Source organism: Flavobacterium sp. NLM (assembly GCF_002210235.1).
GTDB classification, from domain to species: Bacteria; Bacteroidota; Bacteroidia; order Flavobacteriales; family Flavobacteriaceae; genus Flavobacterium; species Flavobacterium panici.
Window position 1 is genome coordinate 361,845 of sequence record NZ_LIAC01000002.1, and the last position, 25,685, is coordinate 387,529.

Sequence of the window (25,685 nt, forward strand, 5' to 3'; positions counted from 1 at the left end):
TAAGTTATATTATGCCAGTACTATTTTTATCTAGTACTGGCAGGGTTTATTTATTTTACAATTACTTTGAAAGTTTTTTTGATGTTAGGCGTTTCAAGAACTACCATGTACATATTGCTCTCAGTTGTTTGAGGTAATTGTATTTCAGTTTTAGCTGTAGATGATTGTACAGTTTTTACCAATTGACCTGTAACAGTGTAAAGGCTAATTTGCATTTTCGCTAATTCTTCCTCAGGGAAATCTGCTTCAACAGTAACTACTTTTCCAATTTCAATTGGGTTAGGATAAACTTTAGCCAGCAGCGTATTTGTCAATGTAACTTTAGAAGCACATACATATAGTACTTTTCCATCTTTAGTTGTCATTTTTACACTATAATCTGCCGTTGGATCTAATAATGAAGTAATGCTGTTTCCTGCAGAATAATACTGACCTGTTCCTATTGGCTCATCGTTTTTGAACCATTCGTAAGAAGCAAACTCATAACCTCCATTTGTCTGTGGATTGTTATTTACAAGGAGTACGTTATTAAATTTCTGTTTAACAATGTCAAAGAAATTAAATGGTTTCACAACTACTAAAGAGTAAGTTGCAGATAAACTTCCGTCTTGTGATGTAATTGTTACATTCTGACTGTAAATTCCTGGTTTAGGAGTTTGAATTGTAAAATTAGAAGAAGGAGTTATTATTGCACCTGATTCATTTAAGATAGATACATTTGGATTTGTTTCTCCACATGGAAGTACATAAAAAATTGTTTTTCCAGGGTTATCAAAAACTTTCGTTCCAATAGTGATTTTCTTAACATCGATATTGTTGTTTAAGATCACTAACAACTGTGAAACATCGGCAGCAGGAAGATAATTATTATCTCCAGGCTGATGAGCCGTAATTAATACATCACCAGATCTTAACATATTTACCACGCCTGTAGCAGAAACTGTTGCAGGAGCTAATGGTGCAGTATATGTTGATGTGTAAGTAACAGCTAAATTTGAATTTGAAGTCGCTGTTAAATTAAAGGTATTATTTGCTCCAAGTGTTTTAACCGGAATTGCATTAAATGTAATTTGCTGTGCTGCTTTATTAATAACCAGATTAGCTGTCAGCGTTACTACTGCACAATTTGGCGCGCTGGCTGATGGTGTTACTGTCGCAGTAACTACATAAGTGCCAGCATTTGTTGACGTATTATTAGCAGAATAGGTAACAGTTGCTCCAGTTGGCAGATTCGCAACTTGCAATGCATGAGCATTTCCATCGTATGTAAATTGAGCACCGCTAAAAGTTACAGCATTCAATGGAGAAGCAAGTACTTTTACTGTTTGCGGTTGTGTTGTAATGTTTCCATTTCCGTCATCATATTTCCATGTAATTACATAAGTTCCTACTGCATTGTAGCTTAAAGGATCTGTTGTTGTTCCATTTAAAATTCCTGCACAATTATCTGTAGCAGTTGGAATAGCGATATCTGATGCTGAAACTGCACAATAATTACTTATTTCAGGAAGACTAGCTACAGTTGGTACTGGCGCTGTTGCATCTGGAGTTGTAATAATAGTTATTGTTTGAGTTAATAAACATCCATTAGCATCTGTAATTGTTACAGAGTAAGTTCCTGCGCTTAATCCAGTTGCTGTTGCAGATGTTCCGCCAGAAGGTGACCAAGCATAAGTATATGGCGCTGTTCCTCCAGCTGCAATTACTGTTGCAGTTCCGTTAGTTCCTCCGTTGCAAGAAACATCAGTTTTAGATATTGTTGCAGCAAGAATTGTTGGTTGAGCAATAGTAACAGATTGTGTTGTAGTACAACCGTTAGCGTCTGTAATTGTAGCAGTGTAAGTTCCTGCGCTTAATCCAGTTGCTGTTGCAGCTGTTCCACCTGATGGTGACCAAGAATAAGTATAAGCTCCAGTTCCTCCAGTTGCAGTTACCGTTGCAGATCCATTATTTCCTCCGTTGCAAGAAACATCTGTTTTAGATGTTGTTGCAGCAAGAATTGTTGGTTGAGCAATAATAACAGATTGTGTTGTTGTACAACCGTTAGCATCTGTAATAGTTGCAGTATAAGTTCCTGCGCTTAATCCAGTTGCTGTTGCAGCTGTTCCTCCTGATGGTGCCCAAGAATAAGTATAAGCCCCAGTTCCTCCGGTTACATTTACAGTTGCAGATCCGTTAGTTCCTCCGTTACAAGAAACATCTGTTTTAGATGATGTTACAGAAAGGGCAGAAGGTTCACTGATTGTTACTGTTTGTGTTGTAGAACATCCGTTAGCATCTGTAATAGTTGCAGTATAAGTTCCTGCACTTAATCCAGAAGCTGTTGCAGCTGTTCCTCCAGTTGGTGACCAAGAATAAGTATATGGTGCTGTTCCTCCAGCTGCAGTTACAGTTGCAGTTCCGTTAGTTCCTGCGTTACAAGAAACATCAATTTTAGATGATGTTGCAGCAAGAATTGTAGGTTCTGTAATTGTAACAGATTGTGTTGTAGTACATCCGTTAGCATCTGTAATAGTTGCAGTATAAGTTCCTACAGCAAGACCAGAAGCTGTTGCAGCTGTTCCTCCAGATGGTGACCAAGAATAAGTATATGGTGCTGTTCCTCCAGTTGGAGTTACTGTTGCAGTTCCGTTAGTTCCTCCATTACAAGAAACATCTGTTTGTGATGCTGTTGCAGAAAGAATTGCAGGTTCAGTAATAATAATACTTTGTGTTGTCTGACACGCGTTTGCATCTGTTACAGTTACTTTATAAGTTCCTGCGTTTAATCCAGTTGCTATTGCAGCTGTTCCTCCAAAAGGTGCCCAAGAATAAGTATAAGCTCCAGTTCCTCCAGTTACAGTTACAGTCGCAGTTCCGTTAGTTCCTGCGTTGCAAGAAACATCTGTTTTAGATATTGTTGCAGCGAGGATTGTAGGTTCAGCAATAGTAACAGATTGAGTTGTAGTACATCCGTTAGCATCTGTAATTGTTGCAGTATATGTTCCTGCACTTAATCCATTTGCTGTTGCATTTGTTCCTCCAGATGGAGCCCAAGAGTATGTATAACCAGGAGTTCCTCCAGTTACATTTACAGTTGCAGATCCGTTAGCTCCTCCGTTACAAGAAACATCTGTTTTAGATGTTGTTACAGAAAGGGCAGAAGGCTCAGTGATTGTAACAGATTGAGTTGTAATACATCCGTTAGCATCTGTAATAGTTGCTGTATAAGTACCTGCGCTTAATCCAGAAGCTGTTGCAGCCGTTCCACCAGAAGGTGACCAAGAATAAGTATATGGCGCTGTACCTCCAGCTGCAATTACTGTTGCATCTCCGTTAGTTCCTGCATTACAAGAAACATCTGTTTGAGATGTACTTGCAGTAAGGATTGCAGGTTCAGTAATAGTAACAGATTGTGTTGTAGTACATCCGTTAGCATCAGTTACAGTTACTGTATAAGTTCCTGCGCTTAATCCAGAAGCTGTTGCAGCCGTTCCTCCAGCTGGTGACCAAGAATAAGTATATGGTGCAGTTCCTCCAGTTGCAGTTACAGTTGCAGTTCCGTTAGTTCCTCCGTTGCAAGAAACATCTGTTTGAGATATTGTTGCAGAAAGAACAGCAGGTTCAATGATTGTTACTGTTTGTATTGTTTGACATCCATTAGCATCAGTAATGATTGCTGTAAAAAGTCCAGGGGCAAGACCTGTTGCAGTTGCAGCAGTTCCTCCATAAGGAGACCAAGAGTAAGTATATGCTCCAGTTCCTCCAGACACAGTTACAGTTGCAGTTCCATTAGTTCCTCCATTACAAGAAATATCTGTTTGTGATGCAGATGTTGTCATAGCAGTTGGTTCTGTAATAACAATAGATTCCGTTGCAGTACAACCATTAGCGTCTGTAACGGTTACAGTGTAAGTTCCTGGAATAAGATTGTTTATCAATGCAGTAGTTTCTCCAGAAGGACTCCAAGAATAAGTGTAAGGAGCGGTTCCTCCAGCAGGATTTATAGTTGCAGTTCCGTTTGCCCCTCCATTACAAGAAACATCTGTATGAGATGGAGTTAAAGTAAGTAGAGTAGGTTCTGTAATTGTAACAGATTGAGTTGTAAAACAACCATTAGCATCTGTAATTGTTGCAGTATAAGTTCCAGGACTTAATCCAGAAGCAGTAGCTGCTGTTCCTCCAGAAGGAGACCAAGAATAAGTATATGGTACTGTACCTCCAGTTGCAATTACTGTGGCAGTTCCGTTGTTTAATCCATTACAAGTAATATCAGTTTGAGATGCTGTTGCAGCAAGACTAGCTGGTTCTGTAATAGTAACAGATGTAGATATCTGACAGAAGTTTGCATCTTGTACAGTTACTGTATAGGTTCCTGCAGCAAGGCCAGAAGCAGTAGCAGCATTTCCTCCAGTTGGAGCCCAAGTGTATGTGTAAGCACCAGTTCCTCCAGTTACATTTACTGTAGCAGTTCCGTTAGTTCCTCCGTTGCATGAAACATCTGTTTGTGATGTTGTTGTTGCAAGAATTGTTGGTTCAGTAATAGTAAAACTTTGTGTTTTGGCACATAAGTTAGCGTCTGTAACAGTTACAGTATAAGTTCCTGCAGAAAGACCATTTGCTGTTGCAGCTGTTCCTCCAGAAGGTGCCCAAGAGTATGTATAACCTCCAGTTCCTCCTGTAACGGTAACACTTGCAGATCCGTTTGCTCCTCCATTACAAGAAGTATTTATTTGCGGACTTGGTGTTACTATAAGTTCAGTTGGTTCTGTAATAGTAAAGTTTTTTACAATAGAACATCCGTTAGCAGATGTAATCGTTACAGAATAATTACCAGCTGTAAGATTAGTTGCTGTATCAGCATTTCCACCAGAAGGTGACCATACGTAAGTAAAAGGTCCAGGTGCCCCACTTGGAACTACAGAAGCAGATCCTGTATTTGTCCCAAAACATAATACATCAGTTTGTGAAGTAGTTGCAACTAAAGTATTTGTTGTAGTAATTGTAAAGTTTTTTGTTATTGTACAACCATTAGCATCAGTAATTAGAACACTATTAGCTCCGGCAGTTAATCCGGTTGCTATTGCAGTTGTATCACCAGATGGTGACCATAAATAAGAATATGGAGTTGTACCACCGCTAACACTTACGGCTGCCTGACCACCAGTTGAACAAGTTGCATTTATTTGACTTTGTGTAGCGAATAAGGCGCTTGGCTGCGTGATTGTAAAACTTTGTGTTATTGAACAGCCATTAGAGTCTGTTACTAAAACACTATAATTTCCTATTGCTAATCCTGTAGCAGTTGCAGCAGTTCCTCCAGAAGGTGACCATAAATAAGTATATGGAGATGTACCTCCAGATACAACTACTGAAGCCGTTCCCGTTGCACCACCATTGCACAGAACATCCGTTTGTGATGATGTTAACGATAAAATTGCAGGTTCAGTAATAGTAAAACTTTGTGTACTTTGACATACATTAGCATCTGTAACAGTTACTGTGTAAGTTCCTTGTGCTAAACCAGACGCTGTAGCAGCATTTCCTCCGGTTGGTGACCATGAGTAAGTGTAAGCTCCGGTTCCACCAGTTACATTTACAGTTGCAGTACCATTTGTACCACCGTTACAAGAAACATTAGTTTGAGAACCAAAACTTGCTACTAGAGCAGCAGGTTCCGCAATAGTAAAGCTTTGAGTAGTCTGACATCCATTTGCATCGGTAACCGTAACAGTATAGGTTCCTGCCGATAGTCCATTTGCACTAGCAGTATTTCCTCCGGTTGGAGCCCAAGAATATGTATATCCAGGAGTTCCTCCGGTTACAGAAACTGTAGCAGTTCCATTTGCACCTCCATTACATGAAACATCTGTTTGTCCAACAGCAGTAGCTGTAAGTGCAGCAGCAGGTTCAGTAAGTGTAAAACTTTGAGTTTTCTGACATAAGTTACTATCAGTAACTGTAACCGTATATGTTCCAGCTGTTAGTCCAGTTGCAGTTGCAGCAGTTCCTCCAGATGGAGACCAAGAATAGGTATATCCTCCAGTTCCTCCAGTTGCACTTATAGTTGCAGATCCAGTGTTACCACCAAAGCAAGCTATGTTAGTTTGTGCTACTGGTGATGCTGTTAAAGCAGCAGGTTCTGTAATAGTAAAACTTTGTGTTATCTGACAGCTATTAGCGTCAGTAACTGTAACAGTATATGTTCCCGCTGTTAGTCCAGTTGCAGTTGCAGCAGTTCCTCCAGAAGGTGACCAAGAATAAGTGTAAGCACTAGTTCCTCCTGAAACGGCTACACTAGCAGATCCAGTTGCAGCACCGTTACATAAAACATCAGTTTGTGATGGTACAACCGCAAGAGCAGCTGGTTCTGAAATAATAAAACTTTGTGTAGTTTGACAGTTATTAGCGTCGGTAACAGTAACAGTATAAGTTCCTGCAGCCAGACCAGAAGCAGTAGCTGCCGTTCCTCCAGAAGGAGACCATGAATAAGTATAACCAGGAGTTCCTCCAATTACTACTACTGTTGCTGTTCCGTTTGTTCCAGAGTTACAGCTTACATTATTTATAGTTCCCTGAGAAGCCACTAATAAAGGTGGTTCATTTATGGTAAAGTTTAATATTTTTTCGCATAGAATAGCATCTTTTATACTAACAGTATAATTTCCAGGTGCTAAATTACTAATAGAAGAAGATGTAGCAGCATTTGACCAAAGATAAGTGTAAGATCCTACACCTCCTAATGGTACAACTGATAAGGAACCATTAGCAGCTCCATTGCAGCTAATGTCTACTTTTGTTGAAGATGCACCTATATTAGAAACTTGTAATGTAACTGCATTTGAAACTGCAGCTGGAGTACAATTTCCAGTTGCTATTAAACGATATTGATAATTATTTAATGAAGCAGTTGCGCCTGTTATGGTAAGTGTTGCTGTAGTCTCTCCAGAGTAAGGAGCACCACTTGTAACATTACTAAATCCAGATCCTGAATTTACCTGCCATTGATATCCTGTAGCATTAGAAACTCCAGCGCTAAATGTTGTGCTAGATCCAGAACAAATAGCACTATCAGTTGGCTGTGCAGTGATTGCCGGAGGTTGATTTACGGTTAAAGATGCACTATTTGAAGTTGCATTAGGAGTACATAAACCTGTAGCAACAACTCTATATATATATCCATTTAATCCCGCAGTTGCGCCAGTGATAGTTAATGTTGCAGTAGTTGTACCAGAATATGGTGCAGCAGCTGGAACATTAGCAAAACCAGCACCCTGATCTACCTGCCACTGATATCCTGTAGCATTTGCAGCTGTTGCAGAAAAAGTAGTATTAGCCCCTGCACAAATTGTACTTGCAGATGGCTGAGCAGTGATTGCCGGAGCTTGATTTACAGTTAAAGCAGCACCGTTTGAAGTTGCATTAGGAGTACATGAACCAGTAGCAACAACTCTGTAAACGTACCCGTTTAATCCCGCAGTTGCACCTGTGATAGTTAGTGTTGCAGAAGTTGTACCAGAATATGGTGCAGCAGCTGGAACATTAGCATAACCAGCACCCTGATCTACCTGCCATTGATAGCCTGTAGCATTTGATGCTGTTGCAGAGAAAGTAGTATTAGCACCTGCACAAATTGTACTTGCAGATGGCTGTGCAGTAATTGCCGGTGCTTGATTTACCGTTAAAGCTGCACTATTTGAAGTTGCATTAGGAGTACATGCACCTGTAGCAACAACTCTGTAGATATAGCCGCTTAATCCCGCAGTTGCACCAGTGATAGTTAATGTTGCACTAGTTGTACCAGAATATGGCGCAGCAGCCGGAACATTAGCAAAACCAGCACCCTGATCTACCTGCCATTGATAACCTGTAGCACCTGAGGCTGTTGTAGAAAAAGTTGTATTAGCACCTGCACAAATTGTACTTGCAGATGGCTGTGCTGTAATAGCCGGAGCCGTATTAATAGTCAAGGCCGCGTTGTTTGAAGTGGCAGATGGACATGTTCCTGAAGCTACAACCCTGTAGATATATCCATTTAATGCTGCAGTTGCGCCAGTAATAGTTAATGTTGCAGTAGTTGTACCAGAATATGGCGCAGCAGCTGGAACATTAGCAAAACCAGCACCCTGATCTACTTGCCATTGATATCCTGTAGCATTTGAAGCTGTAGCTGTGAAAGTTGTATTAGCCCCTGCACAAATTATACTTGCAGATGGCTGAGCTGTAAAAGCTATAGTATTCATACTTCCTGTAACCGCAACATTTCTAGTTGTTATACCTGTTGAAGAAACAGTAATATTACCAGATGGCGTTCCTGTAGCTGATGCCGCTAAACGAGCATATATGGTTTTAGTTGTTACAACACCGCCTACGTTAGGAAAAGAAATATTGTTAGTGTAAATACCAGCTACTGATGTAGAAATTTCAAAACCAGTAGGAGCTAATACATCCAAAGATGAGGTTAAACCACCACCACTTATTGTAAAACTTTGTGCTGTTGAAGCACCACCACAGCTTGAAAACGCACTCAATGATGTTGTTGATACAATAGAACCCGCAGGTTCAGTAATAGTTACAGTTTGAGTTTTATTACATCCTCCAAGGCCATTAGGAGTACTATCAGTAATCGTTACGGTATAAGTCCCCGCAGTAAGACCAGAAGCAGTAGCTGCTGTTCCTCCAGATGGAGACCATGAATAGAAATAAGGAGTAGTTCCGCCTGTAACACCAATTGTCGCCGAACCATTATTAGCACCGTATGTACTCGCATTACTTTGTGATGAAATTGAGCTGCTAAGTGCCGTTGGAACAGTTAATGTTGCAGTAGTAGAATTTACAGAAGAAGCTCCTCCAGCAACACAACGATAAACATAAGCATTCATTGCAGATGTAGCACCTGTTATAGTTAGTGTAGAAGTACTGCTGGTACCTATAGAAGTTACGATTGAGTAAACACCACCATTCGAAATGTTAGTAAAACCACTTCCGTCATCAACCTGCCATTGAAGACTGGTAGCATTAGTTGCAGCAACTGAAAATGAAGTATTAGCAGTAGGGCAAATAGTTTTGCTGGTTGGCTGCAAAGTAAATACCGGCGGCGTTGTAGATATAGATGGAGTTGGATAACTAGCCGCTGTTATAGCATAGTTAGTTGGACTAGCAGTATTCGTATCAATAAGCCAGTTTGCCGGATTATTGATAAGGCCTAATAAAGTAGTAACATTACCTGTTAACGTACCATTATATTTAGCATTTGGATATTCTGGACCTGGTGCCGGGAATAAAGAAATACAAGTTGATCCATTAGTTAATCCAGATGGTAAAGCACTTGCATTTCCCCCAGTCGTACCAGCTAGATTCCATTTAGTTGTTGAGTCATAATCAGCTGAATTATAATCACCGTGAACCCCTGCTATAAAAGTTGGAAGGTCTGGTAAGACGGGTTGAACACCTGTAGATGATTGATAAGCTAACATCTGATCACCACCACTAAGGTTAAATCCTGTAGTAAAGCCAGGAGCATAACCAATACCCGTCGTACCCGTTACTGTAAAAGTGTCGGCAGATGTTTCCATTACCGAAACAATAGTTCCTACCGGAGTAAATGCGGGTACTGTCCATATTAGATGTGGTTCTGTACTTCCTAGTACCCAGGTTGTACCATTCCATCCGCGTTCAGTAAAATAAACAACTGTTCCGGCCGATATATCTTTCAGAACAATAAAAGAATACCCGTCTAAAGGACTCGTGTTATAACCAATAAAGGCTATATCTCCCGGGCCCAGTTGGGCATTTGCTTTTTGCTGCACAAAAAATGTGCACAAGAGCATAATAAATAAGAGTAATTTTTTTTTCATAACATACGTTTTAGTTAATGACATAAATAAGCATTCTGCCAACCGCCTTGTTGATCAGGCTTTGTAAATGAAGTGAAAGCCTTAATAAAATTTCCGTCATTTATCAATGTCTCAATTTTTCTAAAGCTTATATTATTAAGGGAATCTAAATTTAATTCGTAGATATAATGATTAAATATTGTTCTGTTTGTCTCCTTGTCAAAGTGAATAGCCCCTCTGGGACCCACAATATTTAATTTGTTTATCTCTTCAATTAAAGAATTCAAACTAAAATCTTTTGCATTTAGAAGAATGTTCTTTAATATCAGTCCGTTTTCATATCCTAAAATTGAAAATACTGATGGACTTTCAGAATAAGTATTTAGATATTCGGAGGTGAAATCTAATGTTTCAGTATCATTTTGCATCCATGAACTTACTACATAAAGATTGTGTGGATTGGTTTTGTAGTTTTCTAATATTTTATCATTGATAAAAAAAGGAGTTACATAAAAAGGATATTTTTGTGTAATCTTATTTTGACTTACAAAACCAGCATTTTCTTCGGCATATATACCGCTGTAAAATGCAAAAACGGCATCAGGTTCCTGATTATTAATATTCTGATCCATATATATGGCTTCATCTTCTCTTGGTACAAAAGGAGTAATGTAATGTCCTGAAAAATTACTACCTTCCTTAAATGCATATTCAATAGCACTCAGCATACCATAACCAGAGTCATAAAACGAAGTCGAAGTGGCAATTTTTTTATACTTTTTGCTTGTTGTTAGATAATTTCCTAAATGATAGCAGGATTCAGTTAATCCAAATGAATTAATGTAAACCCCTTTTGGAGTTACAGTTTCATAAGGTAATGTTGCTCCTAAATCTGCTGCTATTAATAAAATTCCATTGTTTGAAGCATATTTATAAACTTCGGCTACATTATAATGACCAAAAAAACCTATAATAATAGATACATCTTCCTGAAAATTTAATTTCTGAATTTTCTCAATTATTATTTTATCGTCTGCACCAATACCTATACTTTCGACAAAAAATTTTGTTTTGAGATTGTTAAGTTTTAAACCTCGCATAAAATCTTTATCCAGGCCGGGATACTGTTGTGACTTTGGAATTAAAATTCCTATTTTGATGTCGTTATCCATAAAATTTGATTAAAAAAAACAGAGGCAGGAATACCTCTGTTTTTATAATTTGATATTAGTTACGAGAAGGGAAAATTCCTTCCATAGCAATACAAAGATTAATACCCAAATATGGATCTCTAATGCTAAATGCCTGAGAGCCTCCTGCAATAGTTGTAGAACCAGATATACTTGCAGTTATACCACCAAGTTTGGTTGTATTTGCAGTTGGCTCACTGTAAATAGCTGGTGTAGCTCCACCAGATGCAAAGAAGTTATTACCGTTGTCAGTTTCATTAGAATTTGTCCCGCCAGTAAAAGCATTTGCAGTAAAAGCTAAATTTACCTGACCAGTACCAGTTCCAGGAATAAGCTGGTGATTGTGCTGCGGCATATTGTTTATAGTTAGTGTAGTGTTTTCAGTTCCACCAACTTGTCCATAAACAATAGGAGTTAAGCCAGGTCCGTTACCAACACCAACCATGCTGCGTCCTCTTAAATCTGGCAAAGCAAAAGTAGTTTGTCCATTTCCGCCGTAAGTAGTACCAAGTAATGAAAAAAGGGCAGTATTTTGAGCAATTGAAATTAATTGACCGCTGCAAGTTTGCCAGCCCCTAGGATTAAAAGTAAATCCAAAAGCCATAATTGATCCTAAAAAAATGTCATTCATAATTTTTCTGATTAATAGTTAGTATTAGTTATTTTGATTTATTTATAATTTGCCAGATTTGGTTAAAAAAATACTCTGACAGTTTTTTATTACAACGCTAAGTTACTTGAATGTAACTATTTTTAAAACAGGTGTTTATACCTGATTTTTAAAGTAGAGAGTATTTTGTTAAAAAAATAGCTCCTACATTTTTAAATTGAATCACTAAACTTTTATGGTTTTAATTCAGGATTAAAATTAGATTTCAAATAGGTTAACAAGGAAAAATATGTCATAGAACAGGTTTTTCTTGTCATGAAATGGCTTTTTAATAAAGGCGTGTAAGGTTTGTTTTATAAGGCTTTTTTGTATAAATAAAGTTAAAACACAAACAATTTAATTTGTAGTTTTTAGTTTGTAAGTTTCTTCTTCAAGAACCATTATAATAAAGATAAATAAAAGCTTACAAATAAAAATTAAATATTTGTCAGATTTTTTCGAGGTAAATAAAAAATATTATTGTATAATATACTGATTTAGAGTGTAAGTAAAAACAAACTGTCAGGAACTATATCTTCGTTATCTTATTTATTAAGGCTTCGAAAAATGTTCCTGACAGTTTATTTAAAGAATATCCTTAAAAATGGATATTGATGCAGTTTAGAGATTTGAAGAATAACTTCAGTATGGGATTTGCTAATTTTTAAACTTCACAAGACGAAAGTTCATCTATTATAGTTTTGACACTGCGAATAAAAATTTCAGTGTTTTTAGTTTCCTCCTTAATATAGATATCATAATCGGTTAAATTAAACTGTTCCAGCATATCTTTTTTAAGATACTTTATCATCGATTCAATACTTCGCGTATCATTGTCGTTTTGTCTTTTTAGTTCACGATGTTTGCTCTCCAGATATGATAAAGTCTTTTTTAATCTTTGAATGCTCAATTTATCCACGTTTCAATCTTTTAAAATTAATAGAAAATAATCACCAACTAAATATCTAATCCTTCGTACTTACGATTAAATCGATAATTCAGTTTTAATAATTTTCGAGGGTTTTAAAATATTTTATTTGAAGATGGTTTAACTTTTTGAATATCTTTTAGTTAAGATATGTGTAGAGTAAAAAAAACTTTATGTTTCTTAAGAAAAAACTTAAATGACCAATTATTAGCCGGGATTTCTAATACTATAAGAAATATTCTAAACTTCTTGTTCTCTATTCTTAATATGATTTCGATGTGAAATTCCCCATTTAATCATTTCCAAAATTATAGGCCCGAAAGATTGGCAATAAGAAGTTGATTCATAAAGGATAGGAACTTCTGCATCACGATCTTCGGTTCTTTTTACCAAATTATTCAGTTCCATATCTTTTAATTCCTTCGATAACATTCGCGAAGTAATTCCAGGAATACTTTCCTTAATATCCTTAAATCTATGATTTCCGTTGCAGATAGAATTTATAATAGGCAGTTTCCATTTTCCACCTAAAACATATATAGTATCCTGAAGAGCCTGAACTTCTTCTTTTTGATTTCTTGCCATATTTTTTAAACCATATAAGTTATATAAGAAATTTTAAGTTTTTTGTTTTCGTATTAATCTCAAAGATCATTTTAATCCTTTAATCTGTGGCATAAAAAAACTTTGCGTCTTAGTGCCTTCGTGGCATTAACCAAACAAAAGTATAAAATAAATCATAAAATTGAATAAATGTTTTTATTTATGTATTTAACTACGTAGTTTTGTAATACAAAAAAAAATAAAATATCATGGAGCCAAAAATTAAACTTATAGAAAACCAATATTCAAATGTTATTGTCGATTTAATATTAAACATTCAGCAAAAAGAATTTAATGTTCCCATCACTATCGAAGACCAGCCCGACCTGCTTACTATTGATGATTTTTATTATGCCAGCGGAGGAGGTTTTTGGGGCGCATTTATAAAGGAAGAACTAGTTGGAACGATCGCTTTGGTAAAATTTTCTGATACTGAAGCCGCAATTCGAAAGATGTTTGTAAAGAAAGAATATCGTGGAAAAGAATTTTCAATCGCTCAGAAATTATTAGAGACACTAATAAGTTATTGCAAAGAAAATGGAATCAATGATATATATTTGGGAACAGTTTCTATATTAGAAGCTGCATTGCGTTTTTATGAAAAGAATGATTTCGTGCGAATCGAGAAAGAAAAGCTTCCAAAAGCATTTCCTTTAATGGCACCAGACAATGTATTCTGTCATTTAACTTTAAAGAAATAAAGATGAACATTATAGACGAATCAGGAATATTGGCCCTTTCAACACGATTGCAGCGATTGAGCGAACAATTGCGAAAAGACGGCGCCTTGTTTTATAAGTCATACGGAATTGATTTTGAACCTAAATGGTTTCCCGTAATTTATACTTTATATCATAAAGAAGTTTTAAGCGTGGTGGAGATTGCCAATGAAATAGGTTATACGCATCCATCAACCATAAGTTTATTAAAAGAACTGGAAAAACAAAAACTGATTCGTTCTAAAAAAGATAAAATCGACGAGCGTAAAAGACTCCTTCAGCTTACAGCAAAAGGTCAGGAACTAATCGAGCAGATGAAACCTGTTTGGGATGTTATGAAAAAAGCCTTAAGCGATATTGCCGATAATCAAAATAATCTGCTTCAGGCCATTAATGAAGCCGAAAATAAAATTGTTCATCAGAGTTTTTTACAAAGAGCTTTACAATTAAAAAGCGAAGAAAAGCAGTAATTCCTCATATTCGAAATATCATAAGCATTGAAAAAAATACCTATATACAATCAAAGTCCCGAAGCTGTTGGCGGTATTTTTATTGCCTATCATTCTGCAGACGATCTGGCCAATTTCGATGCTAAATTAGAAGCACACCGTGATGATTTTTTTATATTTTTTGTGCTTACAAAAGGACATGCCATTTTAAAATGTGACATGATCGATATCGAAATAAAAGCCATTAATGTACTGATGATCAAACCGCTTCAAATTCATCACGGACAGGATGGTTCGATAGACGCAGCAGGATACTATATTGGTGTGGCTCCATTTCTTATTCCGAATAATTGTATCGAGATTTTCCAGAATTTAAAAACTTCCGAACAGTTAAATACAATTAATCCGGAATATAAAGAAGAACTTTTGGATACCATCCATTTATTGCATCGTTCGTTTAAAAGTAAAAACAAGAACAAACCGCAAATTATTAATGGACTTTTTAATGCGCTGATTTATCATTTTGCCAATATCTATTCTGGCTCACAAAATCCTGTAAAAGAGATAAAAAATCAGTCGGCCATGATTTATGCTGATTTTAAAAAGCTTATTTCAGATCGTACTTTTCTAAAAAGTCCGTCATATTTTGCAAAGAAATTAAATATCACAACTTCCCATCTCAATGACTGTGTCAATGCTTCTTCAGGTAAATCAGTTACCTATTGGCTTCAAAATGCTATGATTATCGAAGCACAGAGATTACTTTATTATACCGAAAGTGAAGTAAAAGAGATTGCCTTTATGCTTGGCTTTGAAGATCATACTTATTTTTCAAGACTATTTAAAAAAATCACCAAAGAAACTCCACTTTCGTTTCGTAGAAAATTCCGTGAATAGTCCAATCATCACCACTTATTATTCAATGCCTTTTTAGGGCTTTATTTTCAATTTTGAATTGAATTTTAAAACCTGAAAATTATGAGTTCAATGCCTAAAATTATTGGCGATTTTATGGAAATGGCTTTCGCCGGTAAAATTTCCAAAGTAAGCGTGATGACTATAGAAAAACCAAGCCCGAATATAAAAATAATCAATTTTAAAGGTACTTTTCCGCATGTTAAATTCAAGCTCGGACAAGCCATAGTAATTCGGATTAACGATACCAATTACCGCAATTATACCCCAAGTAAATGGGACAGCAAAAACGGAACATTTGAAGTCATCTTTCATATTCACAATAACGGCCCCGGAAGCGCATTTATAAATAATCTAAAACCTAATGATCAAATTACCGTTGGCATGCCAAGAGGTTTTAAAATTTTTAATAAAGAAGCAAAATACCATTTCTTTTTTGGTGACGAAACTTGTATTAGTGTTTTTAAAAGTATGAAAGATGAAATTAACCGAAGTGAAAACAATTATTTAGGTATTTTAGAACTGGATGAACTTTCAGTTGAAATTCCTAAAAAGCTAGGGCTAAATGTAGATATCGTTCCAAAATCAATCCGCAAAGCAGAATCGGCAATAAAATCACTCCAAAATCTTGATCCCGAAATCTGGAACTTATGGAAAAATGGATATTTCTATTTAATGGGAAATGCCAAGTCCATTCAGGCATTTCGAAAAGCGTTAAGAGAAAAAGGCGTTTCAAACAAAAACATTCACACACAGCCCTATTGGGCAGAAGGAAAAGTTGGACTTTAATTCCCTGAAGTAACAAAAAGAAAAAAGCGATCTTATTGGGATCGCTTTCTTGGTTAAAATATTAAGTGGAACATCAACGATATTATAAGAATGATAAACCCAATATGCTCCAAAAACAAATACCATTTGAATTTACGCCCATTCTCTAACACCATTTCATATATGTACGATAAATTCTATATTTTTGGTTTTGAAAGTATTGTTAAAGTTTTACAAATATTTTTCACGCGTAATAACTTTGACAAAGTTTATTCCCGAACAAAAAAAGAAAAAAAACTTAGTACCTTAGCATCTCAGCACCTTAGAAACTAAAAAAAAAAATGACCATTCAGCAGTTAAAATATATTGTTGCTTTAGATGACGAACGCCATTTTGCAAGAGCGGCCGAAGTCTGCATGGTAACTCAACCCGGATTAACAATTCAGTTAAAGAATCTCGAAGAAGAAATTGGAATTAAGATTTTTGACAGAAATAAAGTGCCATTAACACCAACAATCCTCGGAACAGAAATAATCAACAAAGCCAGAAAAATTCTTCGTGAAGCCGATGAAATTCGTGATTTTGTTGTAAACGAAAAAAATCTTCTGGAAGGAGAATTGAGACTTGGAATCATTTCAACTTTATCGCCTTATCTCATTCCGTTGTTTATTAATGCAATGAAAGAAGCGACACCAAAAGTGCATTTTATTATTAAAGAAGGTTACACGGGACATTTAATGAGAGATCTGGAAATTGGTGCGATTGATGTAGCTATTATGGCAACACCAACGGGAAACCCCAATTTAATTGAACATGTTATTTTTAAAGAGCCTTTTGTAGCTTATTTAAATGAATCACATCCAATGGCAAAGGAAGATTTTTACGAACTTCAGCCCGGAGACAAAACCGAACTGTTACTGCTGCATCATGAGTATTGTTACAATGCACAGCTTCTGGATATCTGCGGATTAAAATCATCAGATAAAATTAAGGAACAATTTACCTACGATATCAATTCAATAGAAACCTTAAAAAACCTCGTTCGCGCACATTTAGGATTTGCGATTATTCCGCAGCTTTCTATTTTAAACGAAGCACAATCACAGCTTTTTAAACCTTTCAAAGAACCCATTCCGGTAAGGGAAATCAGTTTAGTAGTTTCAGATTCTTTTTCGAAGAAATTATTATTAGAAAAAATGAACGAAGCCGTTTGGAACTGCCTTCCGGATGCACTCAAAAAAGATTTCGCATACAAAAAAATCCGCTGGAACGATTCACCGTATTTTGTAAAAGCGATTAGTAAAGTTTCTTAGAAGTAAATTCCAATAAAAAAAATCCAAATTCTAAGGAAAATTCCAATAAAAAAATTCCAAATTCCAAATTTGTTAAGGCTTGGAATTTGGAATTTTTCTGTTTTTGTCATTCCGAGGAACGAGGAATCTCCGCAAGAAACTCCGTATAGAATGTCGCCAATCTTTGTAGACCTAGTTATAGTTATAGACAAAGTAATGTCATTTCGACGTAAGGAGAAATCTCCACAAGAAACTCCGTATAGAATGTCGCCAATCTTTGTAGAGCTACTCGCGGAGATTTGCTTCGCCTGTTCGCTATCGCTCGAGTCTCCTCCGTCGAAATGACAAGATTATGAATATTTTGAAATTTCAATTCCCATTTTTTTTTGGAATTTGGAATTTTACTCCATTTTTGGAATTTTAAAAAATTGGAATTTATTTTTTCGAAGCCGCAATAATCACATCAGCAACTTTTGCCGGTTGAGAAATAAAAACCACATGGCTTCCTTTTATTTCTGTAATTTTTGTGTTAGAACGTTTGTACATTGCACGTTCGATATCAGGATTGATACTTTTATCTTCAGTTGCTACGATTCCGTAAGATGGTTTAGTTCTCCATGCTGCTTTAGTAATTGGAGTTCCAAAACCCTGAGCGTGAAAAGCACCTTGCGAAGCAAACATAAAATCAGCATCTTCTTTACTTAAATCATCTGCAAAACCAGCGTGAAATTTAGCTTTATCATAATAAGCAATTCCTTTATCATCTGGAGGCAATACACCATTTTCTGGAGCAGGAGGCGCAGTTTGCAACCACTGAATAGAGTTTTCTCCATTATCAGGCTGTAAAGCGGCAACATAAACTAAAGCCGCAACTTTTGGGTGATTTCCGGCTTCTGTAATTACAGTTCCACCCCAAGAATGTCCAACTAAAATTGTTGGTCCGTCTTGTTTGTCAAGAGCTAAATTTGTTGCTTTAACATCATCTTCTAAAGAGCTTAACGGATTCTGAACAATTGTTACATTATATCCTTTTTTGGTTAAAATCTGGTACAAACCTTTCCATCCGGAACCGTCTGCAAAAGCACCGTGTACTAATACTACATTTTTAATTTGTGGAGCAGCTTGTGCGTTTACATTTGCTGATGTAAATACTAAACTAAAGATTATTGCTGCGAATGCTAAAAAGCTTTTAATTGTTTTCATTTTTAAAATTTTAGATTGTTGATTTTAGATTTTAGATTGTTGTGTTGTTTTATTTGAAAATTCAACACAATCTTGTCATTTCGACGGAGGAGAAATCTTCACAAGAAGCTCTACAAAGATTGGATGCTTACCAAGCGGAGTTACTTACGAAGATTCTTCGTTCCTCAGAATGACAAGATTGTGTTGAAATTTTATTATCTAGAAATTAATTCAACGTTACCGCCAAAGTAATTTCAGTGTTTAATAATTTCGAAATTGGACAAATTTCTTTTGCTTTTTGAGCTGCTTGTTGAAAATCTTCTGCAGAAATTCCAGGAACTTTTCCAGTTAACTCTAATTGAATTAAAGTAATTGTACCGTCTTCAAAAGTTACTTTAGCAGTTGTATCTAAATCTTCTGGAACAAAACCAGCCTCAGATAATAAAAAGCTTAACTGCATGGTAAAACATCCAGAGTGTGCCGCTGCGATTAATTCCTCTGGGTTTGTTCCAACACCTTGTTCGAAACGAGTTTTAAAAGATAATTGTGCATTATCTAAAGTTGTGCTTTGAGTACTAATAGTACCTTTTCCTTCCATTCCTGTACCTTTCCAGTTTGCGTTTGCTCTTCTTGTAAATTTCATAATTTCTATTTTTTAAAGTTATTTTTTAAGATGATCAAATCATTTGTTTGATTTTGATGAGACAAATTTATGGCGATGATGTTTATTAATCAAATTAATAATTTTTAGTACTTATAAAAATAATTTATAATGATAGATTTTACAGGGCTGGAACAAAACTTTAGTTTATAATTTTTTTTTCAGATAAATTTTAAATCTAAAAAGAAAAGAGATTATTTCTCTGTTTTTTTGGTTTCAAGTTAGAATTTGAAACCAACTAAACGCATGAATAATAGTTTTATATGTTCTATGGATTTAATTTTATTCAAAACAATTTTACAGGAATACCCCAGAGAATAAATTTTTAATGAATAATCTAACTTTTAAATTTATGAAAAAAGCTTTTCTAATAATTGTAGTTTGTTTGAGCACAGTTTTGTTCTCCTGCAAAAAAGGTAAAGATACAGATCAAACAAATCCCGAAACGGTAAAGTCTGATACTGCCGATGCTGCATTTGCCGATAATGGCTGGCCGCGCGAAACTGAAAACAATGGAACAAAACTCGTTTATTATCAGCCGCAGGTAGATGACTGGAAAGATTATAAAGAAATCACAGCCCGACTTGCTTTTTCGTTAACACCAAAAGACGGCAAACAAGTTATAGGTGTAGCTTCTTTAAAAGCAGAAACACTGGTCGATAAAGATAACCGAAGCGCTTTTATTAAAAACCTTCAGGTAACTGATGTACGATTTCCTGCTCTCGACAAAAAGAAAGTTCCCGAAATGGAAAAACTCTTTAAAGAAACACTGCCCGTAAGCGGAGATCCAATTTCAGTAGATCGTATTTTGGCAGATTTAAGCCAGACCAAAAGCCCTGCAAAAGGTATTACGGCTAAGAACGATCCTCCTGCGATTTTTTACAGCACCAATCCTGCGATTTTATTAATAGTGCAGGGAGAACCGGTTTTAGTGCCCGTAGAAAAAACAGATATTCAATATGTAGTCAATACAAACTGGGATTTATTTTTTGATAAAACTTCTAAAGATTATTATCTGTTGGCTGAGAATGTCTGGCTTACTTCCAAAAAAATAGACGGTAAATGGATTAAAACAGGAAAATTGCCTTCGGGGTTAATTAACCTGCCTTCGGGACAGAATTTTGATGATGTTAAAAAGATGATTCCGCCTCCTCCAACGGGAACGGCGCCAGAAGTTTTCTACAGCAATAAACCAGCTGAATTAATTGCCGTATACGGAAATCCAAAATTTATTAAAATTCCGGGAACTAAACTAATGTACATTGACAATACCGAAAATGATATTTTTGCGAATGAAACCGATGGACAATATTATGTACTATTCTCTGGAAGATGGTTTAAATCGAAAGACTTAACCGGACCGTGGACGTATGCTGGAAATAACCTTCCTGCTGATTTTGCCAAAATCCCTAAAGATTCGCCACGAGCAAATGTATTGTCGTCTGTACCCGGAACGCAGGAAGCCAAAGATGCCGTTATGCTGGCACAAGTTCCCACAACTGCAATTTTAAAAAAATCTGATGCCGAAGCCAAAGTAAAAGTAACGTACGACGGAACGCCTCAATTTAAACCTATTGAAGGTACAAAAATGCAATATGCAAGTAATACGCAGGAGAAAATTATAAAAGTAGGCGATTTGTATTATTTGTGTTTTCAGGCTGTTTGGTTCATGTCAACAAGTCCGAACGGACCTTGGAAAACAGCCGATTCTGTTCCGAAAGAAATTTACACCATTCCGCCGAGTTCTCCCGTATATAATGTAACCTATGTTACGCAAACCACAACCGATACAACTGTCGAAAGCAGTTCAACAGCAGGATATTTAGGTGCTTTTATTATTGGTGCTACAGTAGGTGCTATATTAACGTATGGCACAGGATGGTATTATCCGCCTTATGTGTATTATGGCGGATTATACCCAATTTACCGTCCGTGGCCTTATGCGTATGGAGCAGGAGCGGTTTACAATCCGTGGACGGGTGGTTATGCTGTCGGAAGACGTGTTTACGGACCTTATGGCGCTGCCGGAACTTCGGCCTGGTATAATCCGGCAACAGGAAGATACGGACGTTCTGCAAGTGTTCAGGGTTGGTATGGCGGTCGAACTGCTGCAAGTACTTACAATCCGTGGACGGGAAATTATGCCAGAACCAATCAAGGACATAATGCGTATGCGCAATGGGGACATTCAGCTGCTACAAATGGCAATCAATGGGTGCAGACAGGACACGTTACAACCCGACGCGGAACGGCAATTGGTTATGAAACTTCGGGAGGAAATAAAGGTGTAATTACGCATCGCAGAGGCGGAGGAACTACTATTCATACCAATAATAATGTATACGCAGGCCACGACGGACATGTTTATAAAAAAGATGCAAACGGAAACTGGAGTCATTATAATAACGGAAACGGTGGCTGGACGCAAGCAGGAACTTTAGGTTCATCAAAAAAATCAGGTGAAGCAATTGAACGTAATAAACCAAATCAGGGATTGGGTACGAATGGAGCAGGAGAGAGGATTCAGCGTGATAACTTGCCGAAACCGGAACAAAACTTAGGCGGCGAAACCCGACTAGGCGACAGAACCCAGCATGATAATTTCCCAAAAGCAGATCAAACTCTCGGACAGCCGAATAAAAAGCTTGGCGAAGCAGGTCGTCCTGATATTACAAACGATCTTGATCGCTCAGCATTATCCAGAGACCGCGGAGAATCGCAAACCCGAAATTTCCAAAACTTCCAGCATCAAGGTGGTTTTAACGGTGGCGGATTTAGAGGCGGCGGAGGCTTTAGAGGCAGAAGATAAATAAAAGTAAAGGTTGATTATTTTTTAAATTCCAATTTTTAAATTCCAAATTCCAATCTCTCGTATTGGAACTCAGGATTTGAGAGTTGGAATTTATTTTTGAAATCAAGATTCTGGAATTTAGAATTTAACCACAATCTTGTCATTTCGAGGAACGAGAAATCTTCGTTAGGAACTCTACAAAGATTAGCGAAATTCATTAAAAATTCCAATTTTTAAATTCCAAATTCCAACGCATTTTTGTCATTTCGAGGAACGAGAAATCGCACTTGCATATCGACAAAGATTGGCGCTTTTCTTTGCAGAGTTTCTAGTGCGATTTCTCGTTCCTCGAAATGACAAGACTTTGAAAAGTTATAATCGTTCCTATTGAGACGATGCAATTTGGGATTTGAGAGTTGGAATTTATTTTTTGAGATTCAGAATTTTGGAATTTGGAATTTAAATATTGGAATTTAAATCTTTAGATTTTCCCTATATTTAATAAAAAATCAGACAAATGAACTCTAACAAACTTTTACTTTGTCTTTTATTCACAATGCAAATAGCATTAGGACAAACCAACCCCGACATTACCTTAAAACAATTAAGCAAACAGCATCAGTATGCTAAAATGGACAGCTTAAACAATAAGGAAAAAGGCAAAGACTATTATTTCTATAAAGGATTATATGCCAATGTCTGTAATAATCCCAAGTTGTCAAACCAGTATTTAGACAGTTTAAAAAACAACGAACTGACGAATAGTTACGAATTTGCGAAGCTGAAAAACGATAATTATATCAAACTCTTTAATTACAATTTGGCTTATACGGCTTCTAAAGTTTTGACGCTTAAATTTCAAAAACAATATACCGAAGCCGAACTTCAGGACGAATTAAACACACAGCGAATCTGGCAGACTTTACGCAATACACGTGCACAGACAATCGATAAATTCTCGACAATTTCAGTTGCTGCGGTAAAAGACAAAGCGGGTTTAATTACAACAGAAGTTAAGGCAAATGAAACGCAGTCCAGTTTTGTTTTTGATACCGGAGCAGGAATTAGCTGTATTACCGAAAGTGTGGCAAAGAAAATGGGAGTTAAAATTCTGCCGGATAATAATATTTCGGTGGCGAGTTTTACGGGACAAAAAAACAAAGTTCGTATAGGCGTTGCACCCGAAATTAATTTAGGAGAATTGAAAATTCATAATGCGGTGTTTTTAGTATATCCAGATAAGGCTTTTACCTTTGCAAATGGCGCTTATGTCATTAACGGAATTATTGGTTTTCCTATAGTAAAAGAGTTAGGAACGATTACGATTGAAAAAGATAAACTTACCTTTTCTAAAGAATTAGAAACCAATACAACCGAAAAAAACTTATTTGTTGACGAACTCAGAGCTATTGTAATGCTCACGTATAAAGGCAAAACCCTGCCGTTTAATTTTGACAGCGGAGCAAAAGAAAGTCTTTTCAACAAAGCGTTTTACGAAACCTTCAAAACCGACCTTGATCGAATTGGTACTTTAGAAACGTCTAAATCTTCCAGCGCTGGCGCAGAAGTAGTTTCTACAGAAGTTTTGGTTTTAAAAGACCAGCAGATATATCTTGGAAAAAAACTAATTCAACTCCCAAAAATGGAAATTGACCAAAAGGAGTATGGTGTTTATGGAGAAGTAAATTTTGGAAATATTGGGCAAGATGTATTAGGGCAGTTTGAAAAGGTTGTGATTAGTTTTGATGGGAATTATTTGAGGTTGGAGGATTAGGTACAATTATTTATGGCAAAGTTACAGTAATAGGCAAAGCTTTAACTGTATGAAGTTTTTTTAATAAGTCTTCAATAGGCTGCCAATTAGTACCGTCAAAATATTCTATTTGAGTAAGATAATTTGTTGGTTTGGAAATCTTCATTCCTTTTTGAACTAAGAAAAGGTAGATTTTATTAATAGCATCTTCTAAAGATATATAACTAAATCTGGGATCATTTTTTCTAGGGTTAAATTTATCTCCATCATTTCCATTAATAATACTGTAAGACTTTACAACATAACATTTTGAAAATGATAAACTATAATTTCCACTATTAAGTAATGAAATTAAAGAATCCTCTAACTTTAGTTCATAATAATAAAAATGTCCGGTTGCTAAATCTATTGGATAAGTAATTTTTACAATTTGTTTAGAGCTTAATACGCACTTAAAATTTGTAGAAATGTCTAAACTACGTAAAAGATCCTTCACTTTTGGAATTGAATTTTCTAAAATTTCAAGTTCTGCTTTGTAAATTTGTGATGAAACCTCATGATGAGATAGAGGATGGATAAGATTTTGTAATAATCCAATGATTTTTGATATCTCTTTAGTATCGGAATTGATTTTTTCTAAAAATCTTTTTGTTTTAGATAGTAATACGGTTAGTTTGTATTCAGGTAGTTGAGTGTTGTCGGCATCTGACAATTCATATTTTGGGACAAAATTCTTTATAATTTCCTCGATAGACTTTCGAAAATAATTTGCTGCTGCTGGATAATCTGGACGCTCACGATCATACAAATATCTTATAGCTTTTTCATAATGAGATGAGCCTTTAACTAGAATAGGTTTAGAAATTTTGATACCACTAATAACTTCAGTTCCAACGTAGATTTCTAAAGATGACCACGATTTATCATTGTAAATTTCAAATTGCCTTTTAGCTAATTCAAACCAATGTCTATCATAGGTGGAAATAATTTTTTGATAATCGGAAAACTCTTCTCGAAGTATATTTAATATCGGAATTCGATTACCAGAATCTAAACCAATAAATACATCATCTAAATATAAAAGCTTAAGATCAACTGAAGAAGGATTCTGTAATAAAGATGCTAAATATAAACAAATTGCAATTGCAGATAATCTTGCTTCATTTAAATAATCGCTGTAATCACCATGAATAAGAACACCATCTTTATAAACATTAAGTCTCAAATCAGCAGTTGTATTCCATTCCCATTTGTTATAACCATAATTGAAATTCAAGGGAAGGAGCTCATAACCGATTTGAATATTTAATTCAGAAAAATATGAACTTAATAATCTATTTAGTTCTTTAAAAACTGAATCTAGAGTAGAAGTAAGTTGAATTTGAAAGATAGGAAGCTCTCGCTTTCCGTTTTTGTGACAACGATCATTTCTTGTATAGGCATCTGTAATTAAGTCCCTTTGAAGTTGGACCCATTTAGGTTTGAAAGGGACTATACCTCCACTTGATAATGGGATATGATTTCCAAGAAGTGAAAGTACAATTAAGTCAAATAAATTAGGTCTGACATCTGTGTGTAAATAAACTTTTAATAGATCTGTATAATCAAGAAAACCTCTTATTCGTGCAGCGGTTTGAATGAAGGCAACATTGTTATCTGAAAATGTACTACCAAATGTATATTCTTCCTCAGTACCTGTTATAATACTCTTGGTTGGTAAATCATAATCTGAAAATTTTATTTTAATATTTCCTTCCTCATGTTCTAGATATTTATTTTTAACGAAACTGAGTGAAGTTTGATTTGATCTTGAAAAATAATTATTTAATGCCTTATATAAAGAACTTTTACCACTTCCATTTTCACCATAAATTAATACGTTTTCCCCATTTGGCAAGTTTAAAATATTAAATTTACTGCAGTATGCACGACAGTTTTCAATTTCTACAGATATAATCCTTTTTGCCATT

Annotated in this window: 15 protein-coding genes; 7 read left to right on the forward strand and 8 right to left on the reverse strand. The window is 35.9% G+C overall.

The window, feature by feature from the left end; translation table 11 throughout:
* Positions 1-50: 50 nt before the first annotated feature.
* The 5 genes from APR43_RS03505 to APR43_RS03525 all read right to left on the reverse strand — a co-directional run bounded on the left by APR43_RS03505 (position 51) and on the right by APR43_RS03525 (position 13,167).
* Positions 51-9,836, reverse strand: coding sequence for a T9SS type A sorting domain-containing protein (locus APR43_RS03505; RefSeq protein ID WP_165590689.1), 9,786 nt, complete (start codon positions 9,834-9,836; stop codon positions 51-53).
* A 14-nt stretch (positions 9,837-9,850) separates the two neighbouring features.
* A complete protein-coding gene (locus APR43_RS03510) occupies positions 9,851-10,987 on the reverse strand; it encodes an ABC transporter substrate-binding protein (protein WP_053471837.1) in 1,137 nt (378 codons plus the stop codon).
* 55 nt (positions 10,988-11,042) lie between these two features.
* Positions 11,043-11,636 (reverse strand): phage tail protein, encoded by a 594-nt coding sequence (locus APR43_RS03515; RefSeq protein WP_053471836.1) that lies wholly within the window; start codon positions 11,634-11,636, stop codon positions 11,043-11,045.
* 682 nt (positions 11,637-12,318) lie between these two features.
* Positions 12,319-12,573 (reverse strand): hypothetical protein, encoded by a 255-nt coding sequence (locus APR43_RS03520; RefSeq protein ID WP_053471835.1) that lies wholly within the window; start codon positions 12,571-12,573, stop codon positions 12,319-12,321.
* A 249-nt stretch (positions 12,574-12,822) separates the two neighbouring features.
* On the reverse strand, positions 12,823-13,167 hold the full coding sequence (locus APR43_RS03525) for a winged helix-turn-helix transcriptional regulator (RefSeq protein ID WP_053471834.1): 345 nt from the start codon (positions 13,165-13,167) through the stop codon (positions 12,823-12,825).
* Positions 13,168-13,394: 227 nt separating this feature from the next.
* On the opposite strand from APR43_RS03525, the gene APR43_RS03530 reads away from it, so the two are divergent.
* The 5 genes from APR43_RS03530 to APR43_RS03550 all read left to right on the forward strand — a co-directional run bounded on the left by APR43_RS03530 (position 13,395) and on the right by APR43_RS03550 (position 17,349).
* Positions 13,395-13,886, forward strand: coding sequence for a GNAT family N-acetyltransferase (locus APR43_RS03530; protein ID WP_053471833.1), 492 nt, complete (start codon positions 13,395-13,397; stop codon positions 13,884-13,886).
* 2 nt (positions 13,887-13,888) lie between these two features.
* Complete coding sequence (locus APR43_RS03535; protein WP_053471832.1) at positions 13,889-14,374, forward strand: MarR family winged helix-turn-helix transcriptional regulator; 486 nt, start codon at positions 13,889-13,891, stop codon at positions 14,372-14,374.
* 27 nt (positions 14,375-14,401) lie between these two features.
* On the forward strand, positions 14,402-15,250 hold the full coding sequence (locus APR43_RS03540) for a helix-turn-helix domain-containing protein (protein WP_053471831.1): 849 nt from the start codon (positions 14,402-14,404) through the stop codon (positions 15,248-15,250).
* 81 nt (positions 15,251-15,331) lie between these two features.
* Positions 15,332-16,057 (forward strand): siderophore-interacting protein, encoded by a 726-nt coding sequence (locus tag APR43_RS03545; protein ID WP_053471830.1) that lies wholly within the window; start codon positions 15,332-15,334, stop codon positions 16,055-16,057.
* Positions 16,058-16,377: 320 nt separating this feature from the next.
* Positions 16,378-17,349, forward strand: coding sequence for a hydrogen peroxide-inducible genes activator (locus tag APR43_RS03550; protein WP_053471829.1), 972 nt, complete (start codon positions 16,378-16,380; stop codon positions 17,347-17,349).
* A gap of 414 nt (positions 17,350-17,763) precedes the next feature.
* Here the strand turns inward: APR43_RS03550 and APR43_RS03555 are convergent, their stop codons facing one another.
* Both APR43_RS03555 and APR43_RS03560 read right to left on the reverse strand, forming a co-directional pair.
* A complete protein-coding gene (locus tag APR43_RS03555; protein ID WP_053471828.1) occupies positions 17,764-18,531 on the reverse strand; it encodes an alpha/beta hydrolase in 768 nt (255 codons plus the stop codon).
* A gap of 205 nt (positions 18,532-18,736) precedes the next feature.
* Positions 18,737-19,153: an OsmC family protein gene (locus tag APR43_RS03560; RefSeq protein ID WP_053471827.1), complete on the reverse strand. Its 417-nt coding sequence runs from the start codon at positions 19,151-19,153 to the stop codon at positions 18,737-18,739.
* A gap of 370 nt (positions 19,154-19,523) precedes the next feature.
* Here APR43_RS03560 and APR43_RS03565 point away from each other — a divergent pair, with 370 nt between their 5' ends.
* Positions 19,524-21,980, forward strand: a complete 2,457-nt coding sequence (locus APR43_RS03565) for a hypothetical protein (protein WP_240514919.1) — start codon at positions 19,524-19,526, stop codon at positions 21,978-21,980.
* Between the two features lie 499 nt (positions 21,981-22,479).
* On the forward strand, positions 22,480-23,736 hold the full coding sequence (locus APR43_RS03570; protein WP_053474495.1) for a retropepsin-like aspartic protease: 1,257 nt from the start codon (positions 22,480-22,482) through the stop codon (positions 23,734-23,736).
* A 10-nt stretch (positions 23,737-23,746) separates the two neighbouring features.
* Here APR43_RS03570 and APR43_RS03575 read toward each other — a convergent pair whose 3' ends face one another.
* Complete coding sequence (locus APR43_RS03575; protein WP_053474496.1) at positions 23,747-25,684, reverse strand: AAA family ATPase; 1,938 nt, start codon at positions 25,682-25,684, stop codon at positions 23,747-23,749.
* Position 25,685 lies beyond the last annotated feature (1 nt).